Raw genomic sequence first — 25,363 nt, forward strand, 5'->3', positions numbered from 1 at the left:
CACGGCGGCGGTTGGCCGCCGCCGTGGAGTACACGGACGATGGGCGATCGGGCGAGGCGCTCGATTCAGGCTCACAAGCCCCATTTGCCGATGATGGCGTCGATGCTGCCATCGGCCTGCAGCTTTTCCAGGGCGGTGTTGATCCTGGCCATCAGTTGCGGGTCGTCCTTGCGCGCGGCGATGCCGATGCTGTTGACCATGGTCGGTTCGTAGCTGGTGACCAGGCGCAGATTGGGGAAGTTGTCTTGGGCAATGGCATAGGCGGCGATCGGGTAGTCCAGCACGGCCACGTCGATGCGCCCGGCATTGGCATCGCGCAGCATGTCGGCGGTGGTGTCGTACAGCTTCACATCGCTGAACAGGCCGCTGCTCTGCAGCGGCGTGACGAATGCCGTGCCGACCTGGACGCCGACGCGCTTGCCCTTCAACTGGGCCAGCTCGGTGTACTCGGTGGTGTCCTTGCTCGGCACCACCACGCCTTCGCCATAGCTGTAGACCGGAATGGAGAAGTCGACCACCTGCTTGCGTTCGTCGGTGATGAACATGGCGGCCGAGATCAGGTCGACTCGCCTGGAGGTCAGCGAGCCGATCAGCGCGGAGAACTGCATGGGTTCGATCTGCACGTCGAATCCCGCTTGCTCGCCGACGGCGCTGACGATGTCGACCATCACGCCTTGGATGCTGTTGCTCTTGGTGTCGAGGAAGGTGAACGGGCTGCCGGTTGGCGTCGAGGCGACCTTCAGCGTTTCGGCCTGGCTGAAGCCACTCGCCAGTGTCAGCGTCGAGAACAGGGTGGCGATCATCAAACGATTTTTCATGCGGCGTTACCTCATGTGAAGGACGGTAGCGGTTCAGGAAGTCTTGCGGGCAATGGCCCAGATGACCGTTGTGACGCTCTGGCCGGGATTGCGCCAGCGGCGCGGGGTGGCGCCGTCGTAGCAGAAGCTGTCGCCCGTCTGCAGGCACAGCAGGCGATCCTCGATCACCAGTTCCAGCTGGCCCTCGACGATGTAGCCGACCTGCTCGCTCTGCTGGGTGGTGAACAGGCCGTCGCCGGTCGAGCCTTGCGGCTCGATCACCACCCGGTACAGTTCAACGGCCCCCGGCGACCCCGGAGGCGTGAGGTTTTCCTTGTGGATGCGCTTTTTCTGCACATCGATCAGCGGGTGCTGGCCGGCCCGAACCACAGTGTTGCCGGCACCGCTGTCGTGGTGCTGGGTGTTGCGGATGAGCTGCTCCAAGGGTAGATCCAGCTCCTCTGACAGTGCGCTGAGCGTACGCAGGGACAACGAGCGCAAGCCGCGTTCGGCCTGGCTCAACAGGCTGACCGAGATGCCCGTGGCGTCGGCGACCGCTTTCAGGGACTTGCCCGATTGCCTGCGGCGATGACGAAGCTGCTCGCCGAGCCAGATATCGATGAAGGTATTGATACGCTGCGGTACCGGGGCCTGTGGCTCGTGATCGCAGCCGGCGTCATCTGCTTCGTGTTTCATGCGTACTCTGTGAATTTTTCAAAACTGTGTAATTTTCACAAAGCAAGTCTCGCGCCATGTACTTGGGAGCGCTGAAAAACGGGCTGTCCTGGCGGTCGGTCGCTGGAGCACGCCAGCTGCGCGCACGATGCTGGAGCGCGTCTGCTCGATATGGGGCAAGCGTAATGGGGGATGGCAGCCATAAGGCGGGAGCGGACGGCCGATAAAAGCGCTAGAGGCTGGAGGCTGAACGACAAGCAACCCCCATGGGCTCTTTCGTCCAGCTTTCCAGCCCGTAGGATGGGTGAAACCCATCAATTGCCGATGGGTTGCACCCATCCTACGACCTTTGAACGACCACTCAGCCCGTTCGCTCGGTTGGATCTGTGATGTGGCGTTTGGGTCGCGTAGTGCGCGTGCAGGGCGTCAGGAGGGGCGTAGGGTGGATGACGCTTTTTTCATCCACCATTGCGATCGCGGAGCGGTGGACGGATCGGGCCGCGTAGGCAAGCGTCGTCCACCCTATGATGGGTCGCTTGCGCCTTTGAGCAACCACTCAGCCCGTTCGCCCGCGATGTGGCGTTCAGGTCGCGCACCGCGCGTGCAGAGCATCAGACAGCGCGAACCAGGCTGCGCAGTGGCACGGTACTCTTGACCACCGGCGACTTGATGACGATGTAGCTGAAGTACTTTTCGATGCCGATGTTCCTGTCGAGGATCGACTCCATCAGTTCCTGGTAGTGTTGGATGCTGCTGCACAGGAAGCGCACCAGATAGTCGTAGCCACCACTGATCAGATGGCATTCGAGCACCTCGTCGATACCACGAATGCTCGACTCGAATTTCACGAAGTCGGCGCGCTTGTGATCCGAGAGAGTCATCTCGGTGAATACGGTGACCGAATTGGCGAACTTGGCCAGGTTGACATGCGCTTCATAACCGCTGATGTAGCCCGCCGCCTCCAGGCGTTTGACGCGCTGCAGGCAAGGGCTGGGTGACAATCCCACCGCCTCGGCAAGGCTGACGTTGGTCATGCGACCGTCTTTCTGCAGTTGGACCAGGATGTTGATATCGATACGGTCGAGCTTGGTTGCAGCGTCCATGGTTCAATCCTCGCAATGTCGAAACGGATCCGTTGTCAGGTGAGCAGTGCCTTCTGATGGGCATGAGCCAGGTCGGCGAGGCTGGCATATTCACAGCGCTTGCCATCCATGGCCTGAGGCGAATGGTTCCATGGCTGGTTATGGCCGCGGCGCAGTGTGCAGACCGGAAAGTCCACCCGGTCGATCCACGGGTCGTCGCTTTCCGTACTGCGCACCGGTAACAGCTCTGAGCGCTCCAGGCCCAAGCGACGCAATTGGTGTTCCAGGCCTGCGTGCCAGTCGTCATGGTCGGGCTCGATGATTGCGTCGAACTCGATGGGCAAGCGTTTGGCCAGCGCCTGTGGATCGATGCCGTAGGGCGGGGCGATCAGTAGCAAACGGTAAAATTTGCTCAGGTACTGAAGGGCACCTGGAGCGTCTTCGAATATGGGCCATTGGGAGGAAGAGCTACTGAATGCCACACTTTCATCCCAGCCGGGAATAATCTGCAAATGTTGCGCCAGACGCTGGTAAAGCTGTCCGTGAAAAGCCGTCGCGCTGAGCGCTGTCGTGCTGCTGGCCAGTGCCTGGGCGACGTCCCGGTAACCACTCAGCAACTGGGCATCGCTGGTGGCGATAGCCGCTTGCACCGCCAGCGGTCGGAGACCCTCGAGAATGCCCCGTTCGCGGTCAACCAGGGTGCCGAAGGATAGCCCCAGCGCTTTGTATTGGGTGACTCTCATGACGTGCTCCTGAGTAATGCCATGCCACTTCCATCTTGATCGGGGCTGACCCTACGCTGCCAGGCAAGTCGGGCCAAGTGTTCCCCCTGTTGTACTCAGCAGGCTGCTGCCAACGCTTTGTCGAGCATCTGCAGGGCTTCAGCCAGTTGCTCTCGAGTGGTCACCAGTGGTGCCAGGAAGCGCACCACGTTGCGGTGCACGCCGCATTTGATGACCAGCAGGCCGGCATTGCGCGCTTCGTCGATGACTTTCTGGGCGAGCACCGCATCGGGGCTTTGTCGAGCATCGTCGGCAACCATTTCAATGGCCTGCATGAAGCCCAGGCCACGCACTTCACCAATGCGTGGGTAGCGCTTCTGCAAGGCCAGTAAGCCTTCCCTGAGTTGCGCCGCCAGTGTCTCGCCCTGTTGCAGCAGATCCTGCTCTTCGAACAGGTCGAGTACCGCCAGAGCCGCCGCACAAGCCACTGCATTACCGCCGTAAGTACCCCCGAGGCCGCCCGGTGTCGGGGCGTCCATGATTTCGGCACGACCGACCACGCCGGACAGCGGCATGCCGCCGGCCAGGCTCTTGGCCACGGTGACCAGATCCGGCTGGATACCGGCGTGCTGAAAGCCGAACATGTTGCCGGTACGGCCGAAGCCAGCCTGGATTTCGTCGAGGATCAGCACGATGCCGTACTCGGTGCAGCGGGCGCGCAGGGCTTGCAGAAACTCCTTGGGCGCTGCCAGGAAGCCGCCGTCGCCCTGCACCGGCTCGATGATGATGGCCGCGACGCGATCCGGGGCTACGTCGGTGGCGAATAGTTCGTCGAGTTCGGCCAGGGCATCCTCACTGCTGATACCGCGATAGGCGTTCGGATAGGTGGCGTGGTAAATCTCGGCGGGGAAGGGGCCGAAGTTCTGCTTGTATGGCTGGCTCATGCCGGTCAGGGTCACGCCCAGCAGGGTTCGGCCATGGAAGCCGCCGCGGAAGGAAATCACCGCGCTGCGGTTGGTGTAGCCACGGGCGATCTTGACGGCGTTTTCCACGGCCTCGGCGCCGGAGGTGAACAGCACGCTTTTGTAGTGTTCGGCGCCGCCGACCAGCTTGTTCAGACGAGCTGCAAGTTCGATGTAGTTTTCGTACGCCACGACCTGAAAGCTGGCGTGGGAAATCTCGCCAGCCTGGCGACGTACCGCTTCGATGATTTTCGGATGGCTATGGCCGGTGTTCAGTACGCCGATACCGCCTACGAAATCCAGGTATCGCTTGCCGTCGACATCCCACAGTTCGGCGCCCAGGGCGCGCGCCGCGACGACCGGGTGAGCGGTGGCGATGCCGCGTGGCACATGTTGTTCGCGCAGGGCCAGCAGGCGTTGGTTTTCAGTCAGTGCAGAATTCATCTCGATCTCCATGAGCGTCAGGGGTGTCGGGTGACGTGATCAGGATAAGGATTGCCCGGAACCACAAGCGCTGAAGTTCGGCTGGGGAGTGGGGGGATCGGTTGTTTTGCAGCGCCGTTGCGGAATATTTCGCTGCAGGGGCCTGGGTTTGCCGGAGGGCTGGAGGGTGAGCTTGTCGACGGTCGCGGATCGTCCGCTCGCTACCGTCGACAAGTCGGCTGTGGAGCCCGAGTCATGTACCGGCGCGCGGTACGACGATGGTGTCTTCCGGGTGCAGGCGCATCCGCATGGGCGAGCCAATCGGTGGCAGGCTGAGGTTGCCTTCATGATGGCTCGCCTGACGCAGGCTGACGGTCGGGCCGTCTTCCAGGTCGACGAATACCTTGAGGCTTTCGCCCTGGAACACGATGTCGGAAACCCGGCCCCGTAGGCGATTCCACTCCGCACCGGCGCTGTCGTTGTCCAGTAGCAGCTTTTCCGATTGCAGGGCCAGAAACACGTCGCCGGATGCCGGAACCGGTCGGCTGGTGCGTAGCGGCGTGCTGCCAAGGATCAGGCCATTGCTGGCATCGCGCTGCAGCGGAACCAGCGTGCTTTCGCCGATGAAACTGGCGACGAAGTCATTGGCAGGATGGTCATGCAGACGACGCGGCGTATCGACCTGCACCAGCTCTCCGCCACGCATGATGGCGATGCGGTCGCTCATGGTCAGCGCTTCACGCTGATCGTGGGTCACGTAGATCATGGTGGCACCCAGGCGCTTGTGCAGAGCACGCAGTTCGATCTGCATGATCTCGCGCAACTGTTTGTCGAGTGCCGACAGTGGTTCGTCCATGAGAATCAGCTTGGGCTCGAAGACGATGGCGCGGGCCAGGGCCACTCGCTGGCGCTGCCCGCCGGACAGGGCCGCGATGTTGCGGTCTTCATAGCCGCTCAGTTCTACAGTGGCCAGCGCGTTCTTGACCCGCTCGCGGCTCTTGCTGGCACTTTCGCCCCGGGCGCGCAGCGGGAACGCCACGTTCTCGCCAACGGTCATGTGCGGAAACAGCGCATAGTTCTGGAACACCACGCCGATTTCTCGCTTGTGCGGCGGCATCAGGGTGACATCGCGATCGCCGAAGAAAATGCTCCCGGAGCTGACCCGGATGAAGCCGCCGAGAATGCTCAGCAGTGTGGTCTTGCCGGAGCCGGACGGGCCCAGCAGCGACATGAACTCGCCGGCTTCGACCTTCAGGTCGACATTGTGCAGGGCCTTGAGATTGCCGTATTGCTTGCATACCTGGTTAACGCTGACCGATTCGAAACCTTCAGTGAAATTCATGGAGTGCCCTCTGCGCAGAACGGGGTTGCCCGAGCTATCTGCATGTCATCTGAACACAGGCACGGGCCCGGTTCGTGCCGTTTTGAGCCGCCGGAAAACAGGATCTGCTGCCCGGCGGCGTCTGCAAGCGGAACGCCTAGTCGAGGCCGCCGATGTGCCAGGCTTTAACTTCGAGGAACTCGTCCAGACCGTACTTGGAACCTTCACGGCCAGTGCCGGACTGCTTCATGCCACCAAATGGTGCTACCTCCATGGAGATCACCCCGGTGTTCAGGCCGACCATGCCGAACTCCAGGCGTTCGCCCACGCGCCAGGCGCGGCGCATGTCCTGGGTGAAATAATAGGCGCCCAGGCCGTAAGGTGTGGCATTGGCCAGCGCCAGGGCTTCGGCTTCATCCTTGAAGCGGAACAGCGGGGCGACCGGACCGAAGGTTTCTTCGTTGGCCAGCAGCATGTCGGCATTGGCATCGCGCAGCACAGTGGGTTGTACATACAGGCCTTCGCCCTCTGGCGCGCCACCGATGGTGATGCTGGCACCTTTTTCCAGCGCGTCGCCGATATGCCGTGCCACCTTGTCCACTGCCGCGGCATTGATCAGCGGGCCGATGGTGACGCCGCTCTGCAAGCCGTCACCAACCTTGAGCTGAGCCACCGTCGCACTCAGGCGTTCGGAGAAACGCTCGTAGATACCATCCTGCACCAGGATGCGATTGGCACACACGCAGGTCTGCCCGGCGTTGCGGAATTTGCTCTGCATGACGCCAGCAATCGCCAGGTCGAGGTCGGCATCGTCGAATACGATGAAGGGGGCATTGCCGCCCAGCTCCAGGCTCAGGCGTTTGATGGTGGCGGCGCACTGGCTCATCAGCAACTGGCCAACGCGTGTGGAGCCGGTGAACGACAGTTTGCGTACTGCCGGGTTGGCGGTCATCTCTGCGCCCACGCCCGCTGGCAGGCCGGTCAGCACGTTGAAGACGCCGGCAGGAATGCCCGCGCGTTCGGCCAGTACGGCCAGTGCTAGGGCCGACAGCGGTGTCATCTCCGAAGGCTTGACCAGCACCGGGCAGCCGGCTGCTAATGCCGGGGCGCACTTGCGGGTGATCATCGCATTGGGGAAGTTCCAGGGTGTGATGGCGGCTACCACACCGATCGGCTGCTTGAGTACCAGAATGCGCCGGTCTGCTGTTGGCGAAGGGATGGTGTCGCCATAGATACGCCGCGCTTCTTCCGCAAACCATTTGACGAAGCTGGCACCGTAGGCGATCTCGCCGCGCGCCTCGGCCAATGGCTTGCCCTGTTCGGCGGTCATGATCAGCGCCAGGTCTTCCTGGTTGTCCGTGATCAGTTGAAACCAGCTTTCCAGGTAGCGTGCCCGTTCGGCAGCCGGCACTTCACGCCAAGTGGAGAAGCGCGCTTCGGCTGCTTCGATGGCGCGGCGGGTTTCCGTTGCCTGCAGTGCTGGTACGCGGGCGATGACGCTGCCGTTGGCCGGATTGATCACGTCGATGGTGCCGCCGTCATCGGCTTCGATCCAGGCACCGTTGGCATAGGCACGTTCGACGAGCAGGGAAGGGTCACGCAATTGGCTTTTCAACATGATCAGAACCTTGAGGCTATGAAGGATGGGCTCATTGTAAAAATCACCGCCCAGCGGGCGATGCCGAGATAGAGCGGTACACGGCTGGTAGATGCTGAATTGCGACGATTGACGGCAGGCTGTGCTGGCACTCGAAGGGCCGGGTAGAGCGCTGGAGGCTGAATGAAAGAGCGGGCAGGCCGTGCCCGCTTTCTCGTTCAGCTTTTCTGTCAGTCAAAGGTCTCGGGCCGCCTGCATTACCCCTGCTTGTTGCGTCCGGCAATGATTACCAGGATCAACGAGGCGAGAATCAGGATCGAACTGATCGCCGCGATGGTCGGGTCGATTTCGTCACGCAGGGCGGTGAACATGCGTTTGGTCAGGGTCTGGTTGTCGCCGCCGGAGACGAACAACGCCACCACGGTCTCATCCAGTGAGGTGATGAAGGCGAACAGCGTCGCCGATACGACGCTTGGCTTGATCTGCGGCAGGGTCACCGCCATGAACGCCCGAAAACGGTTCATGCCGAGGCTGCGGGCCACCATTTCCTGGGACATGTCGAAGTTACGCAGGCCGGCGAGCAGGGCGATGATCACGTATGGCAAGGCCAGCATGATATGCGCCAGTACCAGGCCGGTCAGCGTACTGATGAGGCCGATGCGCGCGTAGACGAAGAACACCCCGGCGGCGATCAGAATGATCGGCACCATCATCGGCAGCAGCAGAATGATCTGCAGCGTGCGGACGACCTTCAGGGTCGAGTTATTGATCGCGTAAGCCGCCGCCATGCCGATCGGCAGGCTGATCAGCATGGTGAAGCAAGCGGTGATCAGGCTGACCTTGGCTGCCGACATCCATTCGCGGCTATTGAAGAACGCCTCGTACCAGGTGGTCGACCACTGCTTGGGCGGGAACTGCAGAAAGCGCGCTTCGGAAAACGACATTGGCACCACGATCAGTACCGGGATGATCAGGTACAGCAGGATCGCTGCAACCACGATGGTGAACAACACGTGGGAGAGTCGCAGATAACGCAGGCTGGCGAACAGGTTCATTAGCGTGCTCCCAGAATTCGTTCGATGGGAATGAAGCGGTTGATGCCCCAGAAAATCAGGAACACCACGAGCAGCAGCACCAGGCCGACCGCGCTTGCCGCGCCCCAGGCGTGATACAGCTCAACGTTACGTTGCACCAGCATCGACACCAGGATGGTGCGGCCACCGCCCAGCAACTCGGGGGTGATGAAGAAACCCAGGCAGATCACGAATACCAGAATGGAGCCGGCCATGATCCCCGGCGCGGCCATTGGCAGGAATACCCGGCGGAAGGTGTAGAAAGGCTTGGCGCCCAGGCTGTCGGAAGCCTGCAGCAAGTCCTGTGGGATCTTCTTCATTACCGCGTACAGCGGCAGCACCATGAATGGCAGCATCACATGCAGGGTGCCGATCACCGTGCCGGTAGTGTTGTGCATCAGATTCAGTGGCTGGTCGATGATGCCCATGTCAATCAGCGTCTGGTTGACCAGCCCGCGGCGTTGCAGCAGCACCAGCCAGGCGTAGGAGCGTACCAGTACGCTGGTCCAGAACGGCAGGATCACGCAGATCAGCACCAGATTGGCCCAGAAGCCATGCAGGCGCGACGCCGCGTAGGCGATCGGGAAGCCCATGATGATCGACAGGATGGTCACCAGGAAGCTGATCTTGAAGGTCAGTGCGAAGGTGTCCCAGTAGATCGGCTCCCTGAATATCCGCAGGTAGTTGGCCAGGGTGAATCCTTCCTCACTCTGCACCGACTGGAAGGCCAGCCAGCACAGAGGCAGTATCAGCAGCACGGCCACCATGAGCAGCGCGGGGGCGAGCAGCAACAGCATCGCGGTGTGCTCCTTGCGCTCCTCGCGAGCCAGGGCGGTTTCGTTGACCCGCGGCGGGCGCTGGTCACTGGAGTCGGGCAAGGATTTGACCAGATAGGCGTTGGACATGGGGCCTCCGATTACTTCTTCTGAACGAAGGAGAGCCAGCGTTCTTCAGCCTTGATGCCTTCTTCGGATGCCCACCATTTCGCGGACAGCAAGGCCTGGCGAGAAATGTTTTCAGGCGAGGACGGCAGCTTCGCGGCGCGCTCGGCGGGGATCACGCCAGTCTTGAACGCCTCGGGGTTGAGTGGGCCGTAGTCGATGATCATCGGCAGTGCGGCCTGTAGCTTGGCGTCGATGGCCTCGTTAACGAACTTCATCGCCGCAGCTTTGTGCGGGGTGCCTTTGAGCACGCACAGTGAGTTGGTTTCCAGGATGCCTTGGTTGTAATCGAATACCACCGGTGCGCCGGCTTCCTGTACCGCGCTGATGCGACCGTTCCAGGCCTGGATCATGTCGACTTCGCCATCGCTGATCAACTGCGCCGACTGCCCGCCAGACGTCCACCAGGTGGCGATATTCGGCTTGATTTCCTCCAGTTTTCTGAAGGCGCGATCAACATCCATGGGGTACAGCTCGTCGGCCGGCACACCGTCGGCGAGCAGGGCGATCTCCAGCGTTGGGCGCGGCAGGTTGCGCAGCGCACGTTGTCCTGGGTACTTCTTGGTATTCCAGAAGTCCGCCCAGGTTTTGGGCGCGGAGTCTTCATCGAAGGCATCGGTGCGGTAGGCCAGTACTGTGGAGTAGCTGATGTAGCCAACGCTGTAGTCATCTTTCAACTCGGCTGGGAGTTGCGCGGCATTGGGGATCAGCGCCAGGTCGAGCTTCTCGAACAAGCCTTCCTGTACGCCGCGAATGCAATCGCCTGTGGGCAGGTCGACCACATCCCAGGTGACCTTGCCACTTTCGACCTGGGTCTTGATGATCGGATAGGCCTTGGGCGAGCTGTCCTGTTTCAGCGTCAGACCAAGCTTCTTGGCCGCCGGATCGAGAATCGCCTTGGTCTGGGCCTCCTGATAGGCGCCGCCCTGAGAGACGAAGGTGATTTGTTCTGCGAGGGCCTGGTTGCTCATGCCGATCAACAGGGCCAGGGTTGCGCCGCTGATTGCGTTGCTGGGAAATTGGCTCATAGGGGCTCCGAATGATTGGCAGATTTAATAGGCGAATTAGAGGTTTTATTCGGGTCGCTCTGCGGGAGCATGCAGTCCCTAATGTACTGGTAAGTACCAGACCAAAATGCATACAAATCGAAGGCGCCGGAGCTGTTTATTGCGAAATGAAGGCAGGCGGCAGCATGTCCTGCGCTGTACTTGCGCAGTCGTCCTTATGGCCTGTATGGCGGATGTGCTGAAGGGCTCAAGCGTGAGCTTTCTTGAGGAGGGAAAGGCTTAAGTCAGTGCGGGCGTTTCACATCTTGATCGGCAAGGCATTCGCCTTCGCCATCTGTTGGTGACGCGTTCGTCTCCTGATAATCCGGATGCTCGACCTGCAGGCGGCGCAAACGTGCCAGCGGATCCTGTCGATAGAACAGGCGCAACTGGGCGTAGACCTCGGGGAAGGTCTCGTCGAGCAGATCGGGGGCGTTGAAGAAGTATTCGCTGGTCACTGCAAAGAACTCGGCAGGGTTTTCCGCTGCGTAGGGATCGAGAGCGGTTTGCGCCTCGGGATCGGCATCCAGTGCGGCGTTCATGCTGTCGAACGCCTGCTGCATGGCTGCCGCCCAGTCCTGGATAGACATGCCGTGGTGCAGTGGCGGCAGGCCGTTGGCATCGCCGCCGAGCATGTCCAGCTTGTGTGCCAGTTCGTGGATCACCAGGTTGTAGCCTTCCCAGCCGCCGCTGGCCTGTACGCCGGGCCAGGCGAGAATTACCGGGCCCTGCTGCCAGGCTTCGCCGCTGTGCTCGCCATCCCATTCGTGTTCGATACCGCCGGAGTCACGATGCCGTTGCGGGCTGACGAAGTCGTCCGGGTAGAGGATGACTTCGTGGAAACCCTGGTACCAGTTCAGGTCGGTCAGACCGAGCAGTGGCAATTCGGCCAGCGTCGCCAGGGCCAGGCGATCTTCGTTATCCAGTTCGAGGCCGGGCAGGGTGGTCAGGTGTTTGCTGTGCAGAAACAGCACGGCGCGCTCGCGCAGGCGGCGTTCGTCGTCTTCGCTGAGCCCGTCGAGAATCGGCAGACGCTGGCGCACGATGGCCCAACTGTCGTCGCTGACGGGATGGCGGGAGAGGATGCGCCGACGGCGCCAGGCGCTAAACGACCACATGACAAAGGCTCGGTTGCAGGGTGGCGTCACCTTAACAGGCTGTTGAAAAACTACCTACGTTGCCGCTGCGTCGTTAAAAACAGGCTCAAAATGCTCATGTACAACTCGTACACTCCGCTTTCTCGCCTGCTTTTGCCTCGCATCGGCTGCCTCGGCTACGTTCTTCAACGGCCTGTTAAGCAGGCCATCCGCTTACCGCAAGCGCGCAGGCGTTACTCGCTGTTGATCGGCAGCACGTAGTTCTTGAACTGCTCGTCTTCGACGAAGCCGATCGACTCATAGACCTTCTGCGCTACGTCGTTATCGCGGCTGGTGGCCACGCGCATGCGCACGGCATGGGTCTGTTTGGCCATCTTCTTCGCGGTTTGCAGCAGGCGGTCGGCGACCAGTTGTCGGCGGGCATCTTCGGCCACATAGATGTCATTGAGAATCCACACGCGTTTGAGCGATAGCGACGAGAAGCTCGGGTAGAGCTGGCAGAAGCCCAGCAGCTTGTCATCGTCGTCGGGCAGGGCCAGGTAGATCACCGATTCCTGGCGCTTGAGGCGGGTCTCGAGGAACTTGCGCGACGAGTCGGGGAAGGGCAGCTCGCCATAGAATTCGCGGTATTTGACGAACAGCGGGGTAAGTAGATCCAGATGCTCCAGAGTGGCTTGCACGATGCGCATGGGTGGGGCCTCGTTGGCTGTCGGATGGAGACGGCAGGCGTTTCGATTAAAGAGCAGTTTTCGCGCTAAAGCCAGCGGCGCAGAGCCTTTACACCATGGCCAGGCGGTTTTCTCTGGCCGCGTGAGGTCGCCATTTTGGCTCGTGCGAGCAGGCAGGCTGCGAGGCGCCGCTGTGCTAATCTGCGGCAATGTTTTCATTCGGCTCGCCCGCTATTCGGCGCGCCTGTTTTCGAGGTTTTCATGCATATCCACATTCTCGGCATCTGCGGCACGTTCATGGGCTCGCTGGCGGTGCTGGCCAAGGAGCTGGGCCATCGCGTCACCGGCTCCGACGCCAACGTCTATCCGCCCATGAGCACCCAGCTCGAGGCTCAGGGCATCGAGCTGATGCAGGGCTACGATCCAGCCCACTTGCAGCCAGCCCCTGATCTGGTGGTGGTAGGCAATGCCATGAGCCGCGGCAACCCGGCGGTGGAATATGTGTTGAACAAGGGGCTGCCCTATGTATCCGGGCCACAGTGGCTGGCGGATCATGTGCTGCAGGGCCGCTGGGTGTTGGCAGTGGCTGGTACCCACGGCAAGACCAGCAGTTCGAGCATGCTCGCCTGGGTGCTGGAACATGCCGGCATGGCGCCGGGGTTCCTGATTGGTGGCGTGCCGCAGAACTTCGGCATTTCCGCGCGCCTGGGCGATACGCCGTTTTTCGTGGTCGAGGCCGATGAATACGACAGCGCGTTCTTCGACAAACGCAGCAAGTTCGTCCATTACCGTCCGCGTACGGCGATCCTCAATAACCTCGAGTTCGACCACGCGGACATCTTCCCGGATCTGGCGGCCATCGAACGGCAGTTCCATCATCTGGTGCGGATCATCCCCGGTGAAGGCCTGGTCATCCATCCGGCCAGTGAAACCGCGCTGGCGCGGGTGATCGGCATGGGTTGCTGGACGCCGGTGCAGACCACTGGCGAAGGCGGTCAGTGGCAGGCACGTCTGCTCGCCGCAGACGGGTCGCGTTTCGAGGTGAGTTTCGAAGGCAAGGTCGAGGGCGTGGTGGAGTGGGGCCTGACCGGCCAGCACAACGTCGCCAATGCCCTGGCGGTACTGGCCGCGGCGCGTCATGTCGGTGTGGTGCCGGCGCTGGGCATCGAGGCCCTGGGGCGTTTTATCAATGCCAAGCGGCGCATGGAAAAGGTCGCCGAGGTGAAGGGGGTGACCGTCTATGACGACTTCGCCCACCACCCGACGGCCATTGCCACCACGCTCGACGGCTTGCGCAAGCGTGTCGGCGATGAGCAGATCATCGCGGTCATCGAGCCGCGCTCCAACTCCATGAAGCTCGGCGCCCATCGCGACGGCCTGGCCGAATCCGCCGAGCAGGCCGATGCGGTGTTCTGGTACGCGCCGCCGAACCTCGGTTGGGATCTGGCCGCCACCGTCGCGGGTGCGCGTACGCCGACCCAGGTGTGCGATTCGCTGGAGACCATCATCGAGGGGGTCAAGGCGCTGGTGCGCCCCGGTACTCAGGTGGTGATCATGAGCAATGGCGGTTTCGGTGGCTTGCACGGCAAGCTGGCCGCGGCGTTAGCAGGTGATAAATCTGAGGCGCATTCGGATCAGGAGAAGCTCCGTAGTCCGGATAGCGGCAATGTAATCCCTGGCCCATGGGGCGCTGGAAATTAAATGAACGGTTCCGAGAGAGTTACCCTGGCCATGACCGGCGCCTCCGGCGCGCAGTATGGTTTGCGCCTGCTCGACTGCCTGGTGCGCGAGGATCGGGAAGTGCACTTCCTGATCTCCAAGGCCGCGCAGTTGGTGATGGCCACCGAGACGGACGTCAGTTTGCCGGCCAAACCCCAGGCCATGCAGGCGTTTCTCACCGAATACACCGGCGCGACCGACGGGCAGATCCGCGTGTACGGCAAGGAAGACTGGATGGCGCCGGTGGCCTCCGGTTCCGGCGCGCCCTCTGCCATGGTGGTGGTGCCGTGCAGCACCGGCACCCTGTCGGCCATCGCCACTGGCGCCTGCAACAACCTGATCGAGCGTGCCGCCGATGTGGCCCTCAAGGAGCGCCGCCAGCTGATTCTGGTACCGCGCGAGGCGCCGTACTCGAGCATTCATCTGGAGCACATGCTCAAGCTCTCCAACCTGGGCGTGACCATCCTGCCGGCCTCGCCAGGTTTCTATCACCAGCCGCAGACCCTGGATGACCTGATCGACTTCGTCGTCGCGCGCATTCTCAACTGCCTGAATATCCCTCAGGACATGCTGCCGCGCTGGGGCGAGCATCACCTCAACAGTGGCGATGAGTAAGCACGCGCTCTGCGCTGTGTTGCTGGCTTGCCTGCAAATGGGCGGCTGCGCCACCGCGCGCACCCTGGACGCCGCCAAGCCCGGAGCGCCGGTGGTTTACGCCGGTACCCGGTTGGACTGGTATGCGCTGCAGGGCGGTTGCTGCCCCGTCGAGCGTTTCGGTGCCGAGGCGCCGACCTACGCCGCCGTCGACCTGCCGGCCAGCGCCCTGCTCGATACCCTGCTGTTGCCGCTGTCGCTGGCGAAAGCCCTGGGCATTGGTCTTCTGGTCAGAGGCGGTGGATAAGCTCGCGAGCAGGCGGAGATAGACAGTGGCTTGATCCTTGGCATGCAAGCGTCGGTTGGGCGTCAGATTGTTCACCTTTGGCAGCCATCATCGCCCTCGGGATGATGCGATGGCGGATACCTCACAAAACGTAGTGTGCCCACCAATCGCCGGCAAGCCGGCTCCTACCGGGGCGCGTGACCTCTATGCATTATGTAAGAGCAGCGGGGGCGCCTAGCCTTGCGGGCGATGCTTGCAGACATTCAGCCGGACTCGTGGTCTGGCCGCCAATCGTCGTAGGAGCGCGACTCCTACGATCCGTTTCAGGCACCCGTTGCGTTCGCTTTCCTCACATCCTGATCAGATCGGCGTCAGCAGCGGCTCGCCGCGAAAGTGTCGGTCGATGTTGTCGAGGAACTGCGACAGGGATCGTTCCAGCGCCTGGGGCGAGTTGCCGCCGACATGGGGGGTGACGATCAGGTTGTCGAGGTCGAGTAGTTCGGCAGGGGGCAGTGGCTCGCTTTCATAAACGTCCAGCGCCGCTGCACGGATGTGCTTCTCGCGCAGTGCGGCACCGAGAGCGGCGGTATCCACCACGCTACCGCGTGCCACGTTGACCAGATAACCCTGAGGCCCCAGTGCATCGAGTACCTCGGCGTTGACCAGGTGGTAGGTCGATGCGCCGCCGGGAATGGCTATCACCAGGCAGTCGCTCCAGCGCGCCAGTTCCAGGGCGCTGGCGAAGTAGCGGTGCGGGCTGTCGGGTTTGGCCGAGCGGTTGTGGTAGCCCACCGGCATGTCGAAGGCGGCGGCGCGGCGGGCGAGTTTTTCGCCGATGGCGCCGAGGCCGAGAATGCCCAGGCGCTTGCCGTAAACGCCGTCGGTCATCGGCAATGCATCGCGCCAGATGCCCGCACGGCAGGCGATGTCCAGGCGGCGCACATCGCGAATAGCGGCCAGCAGCAGGGCCATGGCGTGATCGGCGACGCAGTCGGCATTGCTGCCGGCGCCGTTGCTCATGGCGATGCCACGGGCACGGGCTGCTTCCAGGTCGACCTTTTCATAGCCCACGCCTAGGGTGGCGACGAAGCTCAGTTTCGGCAGACGGGCGATTTCCTCGCCGGTCAGGCCGATGGTGCCGATGGTCAGTACCGCCTGCACGCTATCGGCGTGCTCGGCGATGGCCGCTTCCCGCGCCGCGACGTTGGGCGCATGGGTCACCTCGAAGCGTTCGGCGATACGCGCCAGGCTGGCGTCGCTGAGCGGGTTGAGAATCAGCAGATGCGGTTTCATCGAATCTCCAATGTCAGTGCAATCAGGGCGCAGCAGGCTTTGAACAGATTATCAGGGGCTTTCGACGGGTAGCGCCTGACACACATCCACCCACTCGGCATCGACCAGTTCCGCCATGCGTGCGGGGGAAATGCGTACTGCGCTATGGATCGAGCCAGCAGCCGGCACCACTTCCTCGAAGGCACGCAGGGATACATCGCAATACACCGGCAACGCCGTGGCGAGGCCGAACGGGCAGACGCCGCCGACCGGATGGCTGGTCAGTGCGAGTACGGTATCGGCATCGAGCATCTTGGCCTTGCTGCCGAAGGTTTCCTTGATCTTGCGGTTGTCGATGCGGGCATCGCCGCGGGCGACGATCAGCAGGTTGCGCTCGCCGGTGCGGAAGGCCAGGGTCTTGGCGATCTGCCCTGGCTCCACGCCGTGGGCTTCGGCGGCCAGGGCTACGGTGGCAGTACTGGTAGCAAGTTCGATGACGTGCAGGTCGGGGGCTTTCTCGGCGAAGAAGGCGCGAACGGATTGCAGGCTCATGCAGCGGTTCCCTGTGCAAAGCCGCCACCATGTCGCGTCGGGAGCTGGGAGGTCAAGCCTCAGTCAGGCAATTGCAGACGGCTGCGCCCGCGGCTGATGTCCGCCAGCAGGCGTTGCAGGGCTTCGATGTGCATCTGCGGCACGGCCAGTTGCAGTTCGGCGCCGTGGGCGTCGAAGGTCTCCTGTTCCAGCACGGCGTCGAATTCCCCGAGACGCGATTTGAGCAACGCCAACTCGGCGAAGCCGCAATGGCAGGAGCAGGGCATGCGCGGGATCTGTTCCTGGCGCTCGGCGTTCTGCAGACATTTGTTGGCGCTGCCGCCATAGGCGCGGGCCAGGCCGCCGGTGCCGAGCTGGATGCCGCCGTACCAGCGCGTCACCACCACCGCCACTTCATCGAAACCCTGACCTTCGATGGCGGCGAGGATCGGCCGGCCTGCGGTACCACCGGGCTCGCCGTCGTCGCTGAAGCGATATTGCTGGCCGATCTTCCAGGCCCAGCAGTTGTGCGAGGCGCTTGGGTCGCTGATCTGATCGATAAAGGCCTGGGCGTCCGCCGCAGTGGATATGGCACGGGCCTGGGCGAGAAAGCGGCTTTTGCGGATTTCCTCGCGGTAGTCGCAAGGGGCGAGTAACAGGAACGGCATCAGAGGCTCGGCTTCAGGCCGCAACCCTTGAGGATGATGCGTACCAGATTATCGGCGGCGGCCTGGTAATCCTGCTTGGTCAGGCGCGAGCGACCACTGACACGGCTGATCTCTGAGGCAAAGTCGGCGTAGTACTGGGTGCTGCCCCAGAGCAGGAAAATCAGGTGCATGGGGTCGAGCGAATCCATCTTGCCGGCGGCGATCCAGCTTTCGAACACCGCCGCTCGCTCGCGGAACCAGGTCTGGTGATCCTTGCCGAAATGCTGCGACAGGCAGGCACCGCCGCTGATCACTTCCATGGCGAAGATGCGTGAGGCCTTGGGGTAACGGCGCGAATATTCCATCTTGGCGCGGATGTAGCGCTCCAGGGCCTCGGCCGGGTCATCCTCGACACGCAGGTTGTTGAAGGCTCTGTCCCACAACGTGAGGATGTTGTTCAGCACCGCCAGGTACAGGCCCTGCTTGCTGCTGAAGTAATAGTGCAGGTTGGCTTTGGGCAGCCCGACCGCCAGGGCGATGGTGTTCATGCTGGTGCCCTTGAACCCGTGACGGGCGAATTCGTCCTCGGCGGCGGCTATGATCGCTTCTTCGTTCTTCTGCCGGATCCGGCCTGTCGGCTTGCCGGAGGTGGCGCTGTGGGCGAGGGCGTCGAGGGACATCGGAGGCTTCCGTTCTGATCAGAGGGCGCAACGGGTGAACAGATACTCCAGACCCGCCGACGTGACAAGCGCTTGCCTCTGAAAAATATCGTCGCCGCCGTCCGCTGTCGGCGGGTGTGAGGGGTTAGCTGAACGCCTGGACGATACGCTCACGCAGCTCGGCGTCGGGCAGGCGGCCCTGGCCGGCCTTGAGATTGTCGACCACGTAACGTGGGTTCGACGTGGCTGGAATCACCGCGGTAACCGCCTCGTTGGCGATGATGAACTTGAGCAGCAACTGCGCCCAGGACGTCGCATCGATCTCGTTGGCCCACTCCGGCAGTGGCTTGCCCTTGACCCGGCCGAGCAGTTGCGAGCGCTGGAACGGGCGGTTGATCAGCGTTGCGATGCCATTGTCGGCACAGTAGGGCAACAGGGTCTTCTCGGCATTGCGCTCGCCCACCGAATAGTTGAACTGGACGAAGTCGACCTTCTCCTTGGCCAGTACGGCAAGCAGGTCGTCGTGGGCCGATTCGATGTAATGGGTGATGCCGATGTAACGCACCTTGCCCTGTTCGCGCAGCTCTCGGGCCAGGGCCAGTTGGGTGGTGGTGTCCTGCAGGTTGTGCACTTGCAGCAGATCCATCTTGTCGGTCTGCAGCGCCTCCAGGCTGGCCTGGAATTGCGCCAGGCCGCGTTCGCGACCGGTACTCGACAGCTTGGAGGCGAGAAAAGCCTTGCCCTGGGTTCTGGTGCGCTTGAGCAGTTCGCCGGTCACCGCCTCGGCGGCGCCGTAACTGGGCGCGGTATCGATCAGCGTGGCGCCGCCATTGATGAAGGTGCGCACCACCTCATCCAGCGGTTTCAGGCTGGCGTTGTCGAGGCTCACATTGAAGGTCTGCGAGGTGCCCAGGCCGATCACCGGCAGCGACTCGCCGCTCGATGGAATCGTCCGCTGCAGCAGTGGCGCCGGGTTGGCGGCGAAGGCGAAGCCGGGCAGCAACTGGCTGCCGGCGGCGAGGGTCATCAGGGCTGCGCTGCCCTGCAGGAAATGGCGACGACTGGGCATGGCGTCCTCCGTTCGAGGGAAAGGGGCGGAAGTGATCAGAACAGACTAGCCGCCCAGCCCTGTTCATCGATGGTATCGCCGTCGTTACTTGTTACCTGGTGTGTCGTTGCAGGGTAGGTGATGCCCATTCCTGGTGGGATATGCAGGGGCTGGGTAATGGTGCAGCGGCGGAGCGTGATCCACTTGGTAGCCGGCGATATGGGCGATGCCTCCTGTCGACCTGGCAGCGGTGTACCGGTGGGTCGATGAAACGTGACCCACCCTACGGCTACGGCCTCGCTTCGAAACGTAGGGTGGATCGGGGCGCGTAGCCGACGCTCTTTTCGTCCACCGGGTAGTGGTGCTGCAACGGAGCATGATCCACTTGGTAGCCGGCGGTATGGGCGATGCCTCCTGTCGATCTGGCAGCGGTGTACCGGTGGGTCGATGAAGCGTGACCCACCCTACGGTCGGCCTCGAGACCGTAGGGGGAGCGGCGCTTCTTTCGTCCACGCGGCGGCAGCGCATCGGTGGGTCAGGCGCTCGCGGCGAGTTCCTCGAGAAAGGTCTCCAGCACCAGGTGTGGGCGGCGGCCTTTGCGCGTTACCGAGGCGAGGTTGAGATCGTAGAAGCGCGTGTCCGCTTTCAATGCGCGCAGGCGGCCTTCCTGGATCCAGGCGGCAGCGTAGTGATCCGGCAGATAGCCGATATAACGCCCGGTCAGGATCAGAAAGGCCATGCCTTCGCGATCCGACGCGCTGGCCGTGCAGTTCAGGGCCTGGTAGTGGTTCTGGATTTCCGGCGGTAGGCGGAAGGTCGGGGCGATGGCGTCCTGGGCGTTGAGGCGTTCGTCCGGCAGTTCCTTGTCCTCGACATAGAACAGCGGGTGGCCGACCGCGCAGTAGAGCAGCGAACGCTCGTCGTACAGCGGTTGGTAATCGAGGCCGGAGAGGCTGCCGACCATCGGCACCACGCCCACGTGCAGGCGGCCGTCGAGCACGCCCTGTTCGACCTCGCTGGGCGGCGTCATGCGGATATGCACGCGCACATCCGGCCCACGATCCTTGAGGCGAGCGAGGGCACCGGTGATGCGCATGTGCGGCACCGTCACCAGGTTGTCGGTAAGACCGATGTTCAGCTCGCCGCGCAGGTGCTGGTGCAGGCCGTTGACCTCGGTGCGAAAGCTCTCCAGCGCCGCCAGCAACTGCTGGGTCGACTGGTACACTTCGCGACCTTCTTCGGTCAGGGCGAAGCCGGCGCGGCCACGTTGGCACAGGCGCAGGCCGAGGCGTTGCTCCAGGTCGCTCATCTGCTGGCTGATCGCCGAGCGGCCGATGCCCAGCACGCTTTCCGCAGCGGAAAAACCGCCGCACTCGACCACGCTGCGAAACAGCTTGAGCAGGCGGATATCGAAATCGCTGACCTGGGCCAGCGGCTCCGGGCGTCGGGCGCTCATTGTTTAGTCACCAGTGAACTGAGGATAAGAAGAGTCAGGTTTGAGTGACTTTATGCCTGTGGCACCTTCGCTGACAACCGATACGCTTCTGGTAGACGCCGTGCACCATTGCCTGACCGTCCACCTCGCCCGTCACCGGATATCCGCCACTCACGAGGCCATCACCATGAACATGCCGCAGACCGCCACGCCGCCCCTGGCCAGCCAGCTCAAGCTGGATGCTCACTGGATGCCGTTTTCCGCCAACCGCAGCTTTCAGCGCGACCCGCGAATCATCGTCGGTGCCGAAGGCGCCTGGCTGACCGACGATTCCGGTCGCAAGGTCTACGACAGCCTGTCCGGTCTGTGGACCTGCGGTGCCGGTCACTGCCGCAAGGAGATTCAGGAGGCCGTGGCCAAGCAGCTCGGCACTCTCGATTACTCGCCGGGCTTCCAGTACGGCCACCCGCTGTCGTTCAAGCTGGCCGAGGAAGTCGCCGACCTGATGCCGGGCGACCTCAATCATGTGTTCTTCACCGGCTCCGGCTCCGAGTGTGCCGACACCGCGGTGAAGATGGCCAAGGCCTACTGGCGCCTCAAGGGCCAGGCCAGCAAGACCAGGATGATCGGCCGCGCCCGCGGTTACCACGGTGTCAACATCGCCGGCACCGCCCTTGGCGGCATCGGCGGCAACCGCAAGATGTATGGCCAGTTGATGGACGTCGACCACCTGCCGCACACCCTGCAGCCGGGCATGGCTTTCACCAAAGGGGCGGCCGAGACCGGCGGTGTCGAGCTGGCCAACGAGCTGCTCAAATTGATCGAACTGCACGACGCCTCCAACATCGCCGCGGTGATCGTCGAGCCGATGTCCGGCTCGGCCGGGGTCATCGTGCCGCCTGCCGGCTACCTGCAGCGCCTGCGCGAGATCTGCACCCAGCACAACATCCTGCTGATCTTCGACGAAGTGATCACCGCCTTCGGGCGCATGGGCAAATGGACGGGCGCCGAGTACTTCGGCGTAACGCCGGACATCGTCAACGTCGCCAAGCAGATCACCAACGGCGCCGTGCCCATGGGCGCGGTGATCGCCTCGCGGGAGATCTACCAGACCTTCATGGGCCAGCCGACGCCCGAGCACATGATCGAATTCACCCACGGCTACACCTACTCCGCACACCCGGTAGCCTGCGCCGCCGGCCTGGCTTCGTTGGAACTGCTCAAGCGCGAAAACCTGGTGCAGCAGGCCTTTGATCTGGCGCCCAAATTCGAGAACGCCATTCATGGCCTCAAGGGCGCCAAGCACATCGTCGACATCCGCAACTGCGGCCTGGCCGGCGCGATCCAGCTGGCACCGCGTGACGGCGACCCGTCGATCCGCCCGTACGAAGCCGGTGTGGCGTTGTGGAAGGCGGGCTTCTATGTGCGCTTCGGCGGCGACGGCCTGCAGTTCGGGCCGATGTTCAACGCCAAGGTCGAAGACCTCGACCGCGTGTTCAGCGCCGTCGGCGACGTGCTGCAAAGGATCGACTGATGGCTGTCCGGCAGCAGGCGGTAGCCACCGTGCAGGTGGATAACGACGAGGTGATCGTCACCGAGTGGCGGTTCGCGCCGGGGACGGAAACCGGTAGCCACCGGCATGGTTACGATTACGTGGTGGTGCCCATGACCAGCGGCACGCTGCTGCTGGAAACCCCGGAGGGCGACAAGCACGCCCCTCTGGTGGCCGGGCAGAGCTACTTCCGCAAGGCGGGGGTGGAACACAACGTGATCAATGCCAGCGACCATGAAGTGGTCTTCGTCGAAACTGAAATCAAAGCGCATTGAAACCATTCATGCAGGAGCTAGCCGGCAGGCATCGCCGGCGAAGCCAGGTGTCACGCCGCTCCTGCAAAGACACTCATATCGAGGATTTTTCATGACCACCATCCAACACCTGATCCACGGCGAGCTCACCGACGGCCAGGGTGGCCGCAGCGCAGACGTGTTCAACCCGGCCACCGGTGAAGCGGTACGCCGCGTCGCCCTGGCCGACGTCGCCACCGTGCAGCAGGCCATCGACTCGGCCAGGCAGGCGTTCCCGGTCTGGCGCAACACGCCGCCGGCCAAGCGCGCCCAGGTCATGTTCCGCTTCAAGCAACTGCTCGAGCAGCACGAAGAGGCGATCGCCAAGCTGATCAGCGAAGAGCACGGCAAAACCGTGGAAGACGCCGCCGGCGAACTCAAGCGTGGTATCGAGAACGTCGAGTACGCCTGCTCCGCGCCGGAAATCCTCAAGGGTGAATACACCCGCAACGTCGGCCCCAACATCGACGCCTGGAGCGACTTCCAGCCGGTGGGCGTGGTCGCCGGTATCACTCCGTTCAACTTCCCGGCCATGGTGCCGCTGTGGATGTACCCGTTGGCCATCGTCTGCGGCAACTGCTTCATCCTCAAACCATCCGAGCGCGACCCCAGCTCCACCCTGTACATCGCCCAGTTGCTGCACGAAGCCGGCCTGCCCAAGGGCGTGCTCAACGTGGTACATGGCGACAAGACTGCGGTGGATGCGCTGATCCAGGCGCCCGAGGTCAAGGCCCTGAGCTTCGTCGGCTCCACGCCGATCGCCGAATACATCTACGCCGAAGGCAGCAAACGCGGCAAACGCGTGCAAGCCCTGGGCGGCGCCAAGAACCACGCGGTGCTGATGCCCGATGCCGATCTGGACAACGCCGTCAGCGCCCTGATGGGCGCGGCCTACGGCTCCTGCGGCGAGCGCTGCATGGCCATCTCCGTGGCCGTATGCGTGGGCGACCAGATCGCCGATGCCCTGGTCGACAAGATCGTCCCGCAGATCAAGGCCCTGAAAATCGGCGCCGGCACCCAGTGTGGCCTCGACATGGGCCCGCTGGTCACCGCCGCGGCGAAAGACAAGGTCACCGGCTACATCGACGCTGGCGTACAAGCGGGCGCCGAACTGGTGGTAGACGGCCGAGGCCTGAGCGTGTCCGGTAACGAAAACGGCTTCTTCCTCGGCGGCACCCTGTTCGACCGGGTGACGGCGGACATGACCATCTACACCGACGAGATCTTCGGCCCGGTGCTGTGCATCGTCCGCGTCGACAGCCTGGAAGCGGCCATGCAACTGATCAACGATCACGAGTACGGCAACGGCACCTGCATCTTCACCCGTGACGGCGAAGCGGCGCGGCTGTTCTGCGACGAGATCGAAGTGGGCATGGTCGGCGTCAACGTACCGCTGCCGGTACCGGTGGCCTACCACAGCTTCGGCGGCTGGAAGCGCTCGCTGTTCGGCGACCTGCACGCCTACGGCCCCGACGGCGTGCGTTTCTACACCCGCCGCAAATCCATCACCCAGCGCTGGCCGCAGCGCAAGGGCCATGAGGCCGCGCAGTTCGCGTTTCCGAGTAATAGCTGAGTTGGGTTGAGGTGGTAAAACGGAAGGCCGGTCGAGAGACCGGCCTCTTTCGTTATATCTGCGCGAATGCGAGTTTGTATACGGGGCTTGAGCTGAGAAAATAATGACCCTAATCAGCTGTGTTCATGGTGGACAAGCTTCGCGTTGTCCACCCTACTTGTTGCGGGCTGTGTGTCCTGGTGCGCGATAGAACGCCATGTGAGCTCTATTTATGGTTACGCACATAAAGCGCTTCACCACCTGAAGCGCTGCTAGCCCGCATCTTCAACTCAAAGCGTTTTGGATGGCCCTTGATCAAATCGCTTAGCTTCTTGAACCCATAAAGCCGCGCATCGAACGCTGGTTTCAGCTTGCTGATATTCGAACCCAGTAGGCCTAGCTGAACCCATCCATCCTCGTCATCGATGTCGTCGATGACCTTGGCGATAAAGTCCACCGGCACTTTCTGCTTCTTCGTCTGGGTATCGGGTTTAGTCGCTCCTGGCTCCCCGCCGATATTGGCGACGGGTACAGGTTTGTCGCCATGTTCCGTCGCTGTTTCGACGGCATCGGCACGCAGAATTTCGGTGTAGATGAATTTGTCGCAGGCGGCGACGAAGGGCTTGGGTGTTTTCTCTTCGCCGAAACCATAGACGGTCAGGCCTTCCTCGCGGATGCGCGCGGCGAGTCGGGTGAAGTCGCTGTCGCTGGAAACCAGGCAGAAACCGTCGAAACGCCGGGTGTAGAGCAGATCCATGGCGTCGATGATCAACGAGCTGTCGGTGGCGTTCTTGCCGCGGGTGTAGGCGAACTGCTGGATCGGCTGGATGGAGTGGTCGAGCAGAACCTTCTTCCAGCTGCCCAGGTTGGGCAGTGTCCAGTCGCCGTAGATGCGTTTGACGCTGGCGACGCCATATTTGGCGATTTCCTCGAACAGGCCTTCGACGATGGCGGCGGGGGCGTTGTCGGCATCGATCAGTACGGCGAGGTGTTTCTGGTGTGTGGCGGTCGAGTTCTTGCTGGCCATGGTCCCTCCTTGAATAAGTTCATGGCCGACCTTACTGCTAATGCCTTATGGCGCGCCACCGGCCGCTTATGGCTTTTGGTCGCGGAGCACCCAGGTCATCGAGGGCGAGGTGACGTGGCCGCACTGAGTTGGTCTGAACCGCGATGGAATCTCCCTGCGCCCGGCAACGGTGCAGGGGGTTTTGCGTTGTTACCGGTTACAAAATACGACTTTCCCCTGTCGCAGCCTGCTCAGGCAGCGCGAGCGCTCTGGAATCGACCCCTGGTGCCGGTTGGTGATGCCGATCAGCGTCTTCACATAGTGCGCAGGTTTTTGCAGTGTTTCGGTTGGTTGCACCAGCATGG

The 25,363-nt window shown here is 62.5% G+C and carries 24 protein-coding genes and 1 pseudogene; 6 read left to right on the forward strand and 19 right to left on the reverse strand.

Features of this window, described 5'->3' with window-relative positions:
* Positions 1-71: 71 nt before the first annotated feature.
* From DNK06_RS11590 to DNK06_RS11645, 12 genes are all read right to left on the reverse strand, one after another.
* Positions 72-818, reverse strand: coding sequence for an ABC transporter substrate-binding protein (locus DNK06_RS11590; protein ID WP_131174983.1), 747 nt, complete (start codon positions 816-818; stop codon positions 72-74).
* A 33-nt stretch (positions 819-851) separates the two neighbouring features.
* The gene (locus DNK06_RS11595; RefSeq protein WP_131180175.1) at positions 852-1,493 is read right to left on the reverse strand and encodes a helix-turn-helix domain-containing protein; all 642 of its coding nucleotides are present in this window, start codon (positions 1,491-1,493) and stop codon (positions 852-854) included.
* A 590-nt stretch (positions 1,494-2,083) separates the two neighbouring features.
* Positions 2,084-2,575, reverse strand: a complete 492-nt coding sequence (locus DNK06_RS11600; protein WP_131180176.1) for an Lrp/AsnC family transcriptional regulator — start codon at positions 2,573-2,575, stop codon at positions 2,084-2,086.
* A gap of 35 nt (positions 2,576-2,610) precedes the next feature.
* On the reverse strand, positions 2,611-3,297 hold the full coding sequence (locus DNK06_RS11605; protein WP_131180177.1) for an HAD family hydrolase: 687 nt from the start codon (positions 3,295-3,297) through the stop codon (positions 2,611-2,613).
* 95 nt (positions 3,298-3,392) lie between these two features.
* On the reverse strand, positions 3,393-4,682 hold the full coding sequence (gene gabT / locus DNK06_RS11610) for a 4-aminobutyrate--2-oxoglutarate transaminase (protein WP_131180178.1): 1,290 nt from the start codon (positions 4,680-4,682) through the stop codon (positions 3,393-3,395).
* 232 nt (positions 4,683-4,914) lie between these two features.
* On the reverse strand, positions 4,915-6,003 hold the full coding sequence (locus DNK06_RS11615) for an ABC transporter ATP-binding protein (RefSeq protein ID WP_131180179.1): 1,089 nt from the start codon (positions 6,001-6,003) through the stop codon (positions 4,915-4,917).
* A gap of 136 nt (positions 6,004-6,139) precedes the next feature.
* Positions 6,140-7,600: an NAD-dependent succinate-semialdehyde dehydrogenase gene (locus DNK06_RS11620; protein ID WP_131180180.1), complete on the reverse strand. Its 1,461-nt coding sequence runs from the start codon at positions 7,598-7,600 to the stop codon at positions 6,140-6,142.
* Between the two features lie 236 nt (positions 7,601-7,836).
* Positions 7,837-8,634 (reverse strand): ABC transporter permease, encoded by a 798-nt coding sequence (locus DNK06_RS11625; protein WP_131180181.1) that lies wholly within the window; start codon positions 8,632-8,634, stop codon positions 7,837-7,839.
* Complete coding sequence (locus DNK06_RS11630; RefSeq protein ID WP_131180182.1) at positions 8,634-9,557, reverse strand: ABC transporter permease; 924 nt, start codon at positions 9,555-9,557, stop codon at positions 8,634-8,636. The genes DNK06_RS11625 and DNK06_RS11630 overlap by 1 nt, the downstream gene beginning before the upstream one ends.
* An 11-nt stretch (positions 9,558-9,568) precedes the next feature.
* Positions 9,569-10,621, reverse strand: a complete 1,053-nt coding sequence (locus tag DNK06_RS11635; RefSeq protein ID WP_131180183.1) for an ABC transporter substrate-binding protein — start codon at positions 10,619-10,621, stop codon at positions 9,569-9,571.
* Between the two features lie 263 nt (positions 10,622-10,884).
* Positions 10,885-11,757, reverse strand: coding sequence for a M90 family metallopeptidase (locus DNK06_RS11640; protein WP_131180184.1), 873 nt, complete (start codon positions 11,755-11,757; stop codon positions 10,885-10,887).
* Between the two features lie 212 nt (positions 11,758-11,969).
* Complete coding sequence (locus DNK06_RS11645; RefSeq protein ID WP_131180185.1) at positions 11,970-12,425, reverse strand: GNAT family N-acetyltransferase; 456 nt, start codon at positions 12,423-12,425, stop codon at positions 11,970-11,972.
* Between the two features lie 240 nt (positions 12,426-12,665).
* Between DNK06_RS11645 and mpl the strand changes: the two are divergent.
* The 3 genes and pseudogenes from mpl to DNK06_RS11660 form a co-directional block, all read left to right on the forward strand.
* Positions 12,666-14,009 (forward strand): annotated as a pseudogene (gene mpl / locus DNK06_RS11650) (UDP-N-acetylmuramate:L-alanyl-gamma-D-glutamyl-meso-diaminopimelate ligase); the annotation flags it as partial.
* A 96-nt stretch (positions 14,010-14,105) separates the two neighbouring features.
* The gene (ubiX, locus tag DNK06_RS11655; protein WP_131180186.1) at positions 14,106-14,738 is read left to right on the forward strand and encodes a flavin prenyltransferase UbiX; all 633 of its coding nucleotides are present in this window, start codon (positions 14,106-14,108) and stop codon (positions 14,736-14,738) included.
* Entirely contained in the window at positions 14,731-15,024 is a 294-nt protein-coding gene (locus DNK06_RS11660; protein ID WP_131180187.1) for a YceK/YidQ family lipoprotein, read from the forward strand. The genes ubiX and DNK06_RS11660 overlap by 8 nt, the downstream gene beginning before the upstream one ends.
* A 339-nt stretch (positions 15,025-15,363) precedes the next feature.
* Here the strand turns inward: DNK06_RS11660 and DNK06_RS11665 are convergent, their stop codons facing one another.
* From DNK06_RS11665 to DNK06_RS11690, 6 genes are all read right to left on the reverse strand, one after another.
* Positions 15,364-16,296 carry a 2-hydroxyacid dehydrogenase gene (locus DNK06_RS11665; RefSeq protein ID WP_131180188.1) on the reverse strand — a complete coding sequence of 311 codons (933 nt, stop codon included), beginning with the start codon at positions 16,294-16,296 and terminating at the stop codon, positions 15,364-15,366.
* Positions 16,297-16,347: 51 nt separating this feature from the next.
* Positions 16,348-16,827 (reverse strand): YbaK/EbsC family protein, encoded by a 480-nt coding sequence (locus tag DNK06_RS11670; protein WP_131180189.1) that lies wholly within the window; start codon positions 16,825-16,827, stop codon positions 16,348-16,350.
* Between the two features lie 59 nt (positions 16,828-16,886).
* Positions 16,887-17,474 (reverse strand): IMPACT family protein, encoded by a 588-nt coding sequence (locus DNK06_RS11675; RefSeq protein WP_131180190.1) that lies wholly within the window; start codon positions 17,472-17,474, stop codon positions 16,887-16,889.
* Positions 17,474-18,133 carry a TetR/AcrR family transcriptional regulator gene (locus tag DNK06_RS11680; RefSeq protein WP_131180191.1) on the reverse strand — a complete coding sequence of 220 codons (660 nt, stop codon included), beginning with the start codon at positions 18,131-18,133 and terminating at the stop codon, positions 17,474-17,476. Before DNK06_RS11680 ends, DNK06_RS11675 begins: the two co-directional genes overlap by 1 nt.
* 124 nt (positions 18,134-18,257) lie before the next feature.
* A complete protein-coding gene (locus DNK06_RS11685; RefSeq protein WP_131180192.1) occupies positions 18,258-19,181 on the reverse strand; it encodes an aldo/keto reductase in 924 nt (307 codons plus the stop codon).
* A gap of 514 nt (positions 19,182-19,695) precedes the next feature.
* Positions 19,696-20,616, reverse strand: a complete 921-nt coding sequence (locus DNK06_RS11690; protein ID WP_131180193.1) for a LysR family transcriptional regulator — start codon at positions 20,614-20,616, stop codon at positions 19,696-19,698.
* A 166-nt stretch (positions 20,617-20,782) separates the two neighbouring features.
* Here DNK06_RS11690 and aptA point away from each other — a divergent pair, with 166 nt between their 5' ends.
* From aptA to DNK06_RS11705, 3 genes are all read left to right on the forward strand, one after another.
* A complete protein-coding gene (aptA, locus tag DNK06_RS11695) occupies positions 20,783-22,129 on the forward strand; it encodes an omega-aminotransferase AptA (RefSeq protein ID WP_131180333.1) in 1,347 nt (448 codons plus the stop codon).
* The gene (locus DNK06_RS11700; protein WP_131180194.1) at positions 22,129-22,422 is read left to right on the forward strand and encodes a cupin domain-containing protein; all 294 of its coding nucleotides are present in this window, start codon (positions 22,129-22,131) and stop codon (positions 22,420-22,422) included. The genes aptA and DNK06_RS11700 overlap by 1 nt, the downstream gene beginning before the upstream one ends.
* 91 nt (positions 22,423-22,513) lie before the next feature.
* Complete coding sequence (locus tag DNK06_RS11705) at positions 22,514-24,013, forward strand: CoA-acylating methylmalonate-semialdehyde dehydrogenase (RefSeq protein WP_131180195.1); 1,500 nt, start codon at positions 22,514-22,516, stop codon at positions 24,011-24,013.
* 205 nt (positions 24,014-24,218) lie between these two features.
* On the opposite strand, the gene DNK06_RS11710 is transcribed toward DNK06_RS11705, so the two are convergent.
* The gene (locus tag DNK06_RS11710; protein WP_131180196.1) at positions 24,219-25,019 is read right to left on the reverse strand and encodes an NYN domain-containing protein; all 801 of its coding nucleotides are present in this window, start codon (positions 25,017-25,019) and stop codon (positions 24,219-24,221) included.
* Positions 25,020-25,363 lie beyond the last annotated feature (344 nt).

It is taken from the genome of Phytopseudomonas daroniae, assembly GCF_004327285.1.
Classification (GTDB): domain Bacteria; phylum Pseudomonadota; class Gammaproteobacteria; order Pseudomonadales; family Pseudomonadaceae; genus Aquipseudomonas; species Aquipseudomonas daroniae.

Coding starts and splice junctions, on each gene's coding strand:
- DNK06_RS11620 (WP_131180180.1), bottom strand. CDS start 7,600: ATGTTGAAAAGCCAATTGCGTGACCCTTCCCTGCTCGTCGAACGTGCC.
- DNK06_RS11605 (WP_131180177.1), bottom strand. CDS start 3,297: ATGAGAGTCACCCAATACAAAGCGCTGGGGCTATCCTTCGGCACCCTG.
- gabT (WP_131180178.1), bottom strand. CDS start 4,682: ATGAATTCTGCACTGACTGAAAACCAACGCCTGCTGGCCCTGCGCGAA.
- DNK06_RS11660 (WP_131180187.1), top strand. CDS start 14,731: ATGAGTAAGCACGCGCTCTGCGCTGTGTTGCTGGCTTGCCTGCAAATG.
- DNK06_RS11645 (WP_131180185.1), bottom strand. CDS start 12,425: ATGCGCATCGTGCAAGCCACTCTGGAGCATCTGGATCTACTTACCCCG.
- DNK06_RS11705 (WP_131180195.1), top strand. CDS start 22,514: ATGACCACCATCCAACACCTGATCCACGGCGAGCTCACCGACGGCCAG.
- DNK06_RS11675 (WP_131180190.1), bottom strand. CDS start 17,474: ATGCCGTTCCTGTTACTCGCCCCTTGCGACTACCGCGAGGAAATCCGC.
- ubiX (WP_131180186.1), top strand. CDS start 14,106: ATGAACGGTTCCGAGAGAGTTACCCTGGCCATGACCGGCGCCTCCGGC.
- DNK06_RS11665 (WP_131180188.1), bottom strand. CDS start 16,296: ATGAAACCGCATCTGCTGATTCTCAACCCGCTCAGCGACGCCAGCCTG.
- aptA (WP_131180333.1), top strand. CDS start 20,783: ATGAACATGCCGCAGACCGCCACGCCGCCCCTGGCCAGCCAGCTCAAG.
- DNK06_RS11670 (WP_131180189.1), bottom strand. CDS start 16,827: ATGAGCCTGCAATCCGTTCGCGCCTTCTTCGCCGAGAAAGCCCCCGAC.
- DNK06_RS11685 (WP_131180192.1), bottom strand. CDS start 19,181: ATGCCCAGTCGTCGCCATTTCCTGCAGGGCAGCGCAGCCCTGATGACC.
- DNK06_RS11630 (WP_131180182.1), bottom strand. CDS start 9,557: ATGTCCAACGCCTATCTGGTCAAATCCTTGCCCGACTCCAGTGACCAG.
- DNK06_RS11595 (WP_131180175.1), bottom strand. CDS start 1,493: ATGAAACACGAAGCAGATGACGCCGGCTGCGATCACGAGCCACAGGCC.
- DNK06_RS11680 (WP_131180191.1), bottom strand. CDS start 18,133: ATGTCCCTCGACGCCCTCGCCCACAGCGCCACCTCCGGCAAGCCGACA.
- DNK06_RS11615 (WP_131180179.1), bottom strand. CDS start 6,003: ATGAATTTCACTGAAGGTTTCGAATCGGTCAGCGTTAACCAGGTATGC.
- DNK06_RS11710 (WP_131180196.1), bottom strand. CDS start 25,019: ATGGCCAGCAAGAACTCGACCGCCACACACCAGAAACACCTCGCCGTA.
- DNK06_RS11600 (WP_131180176.1), bottom strand. CDS start 2,575: ATGGACGCTGCAACCAAGCTCGACCGTATCGATATCAACATCCTGGTC.
- DNK06_RS11590 (WP_131174983.1), bottom strand. CDS start 818: ATGAAAAATCGTTTGATGATCGCCACCCTGTTCTCGACGCTGACACTG.
- DNK06_RS11690 (WP_131180193.1), bottom strand. CDS start 20,616: ATGAGCGCCCGACGCCCGGAGCCGCTGGCCCAGGTCAGCGATTTCGAT.
- DNK06_RS11625 (WP_131180181.1), bottom strand. CDS start 8,634: ATGAACCTGTTCGCCAGCCTGCGTTATCTGCGACTCTCCCACGTGTTG.
- DNK06_RS11700 (WP_131180194.1), top strand. CDS start 22,129: ATGGCTGTCCGGCAGCAGGCGGTAGCCACCGTGCAGGTGGATAACGAC.
- DNK06_RS11640 (WP_131180184.1), bottom strand. CDS start 11,757: ATGTGGTCGTTTAGCGCCTGGCGCCGTCGGCGCATCCTCTCCCGCCAT.
- DNK06_RS11635 (WP_131180183.1), bottom strand. CDS start 10,621: ATGAGCCAATTTCCCAGCAACGCAATCAGCGGCGCAACCCTGGCCCTG.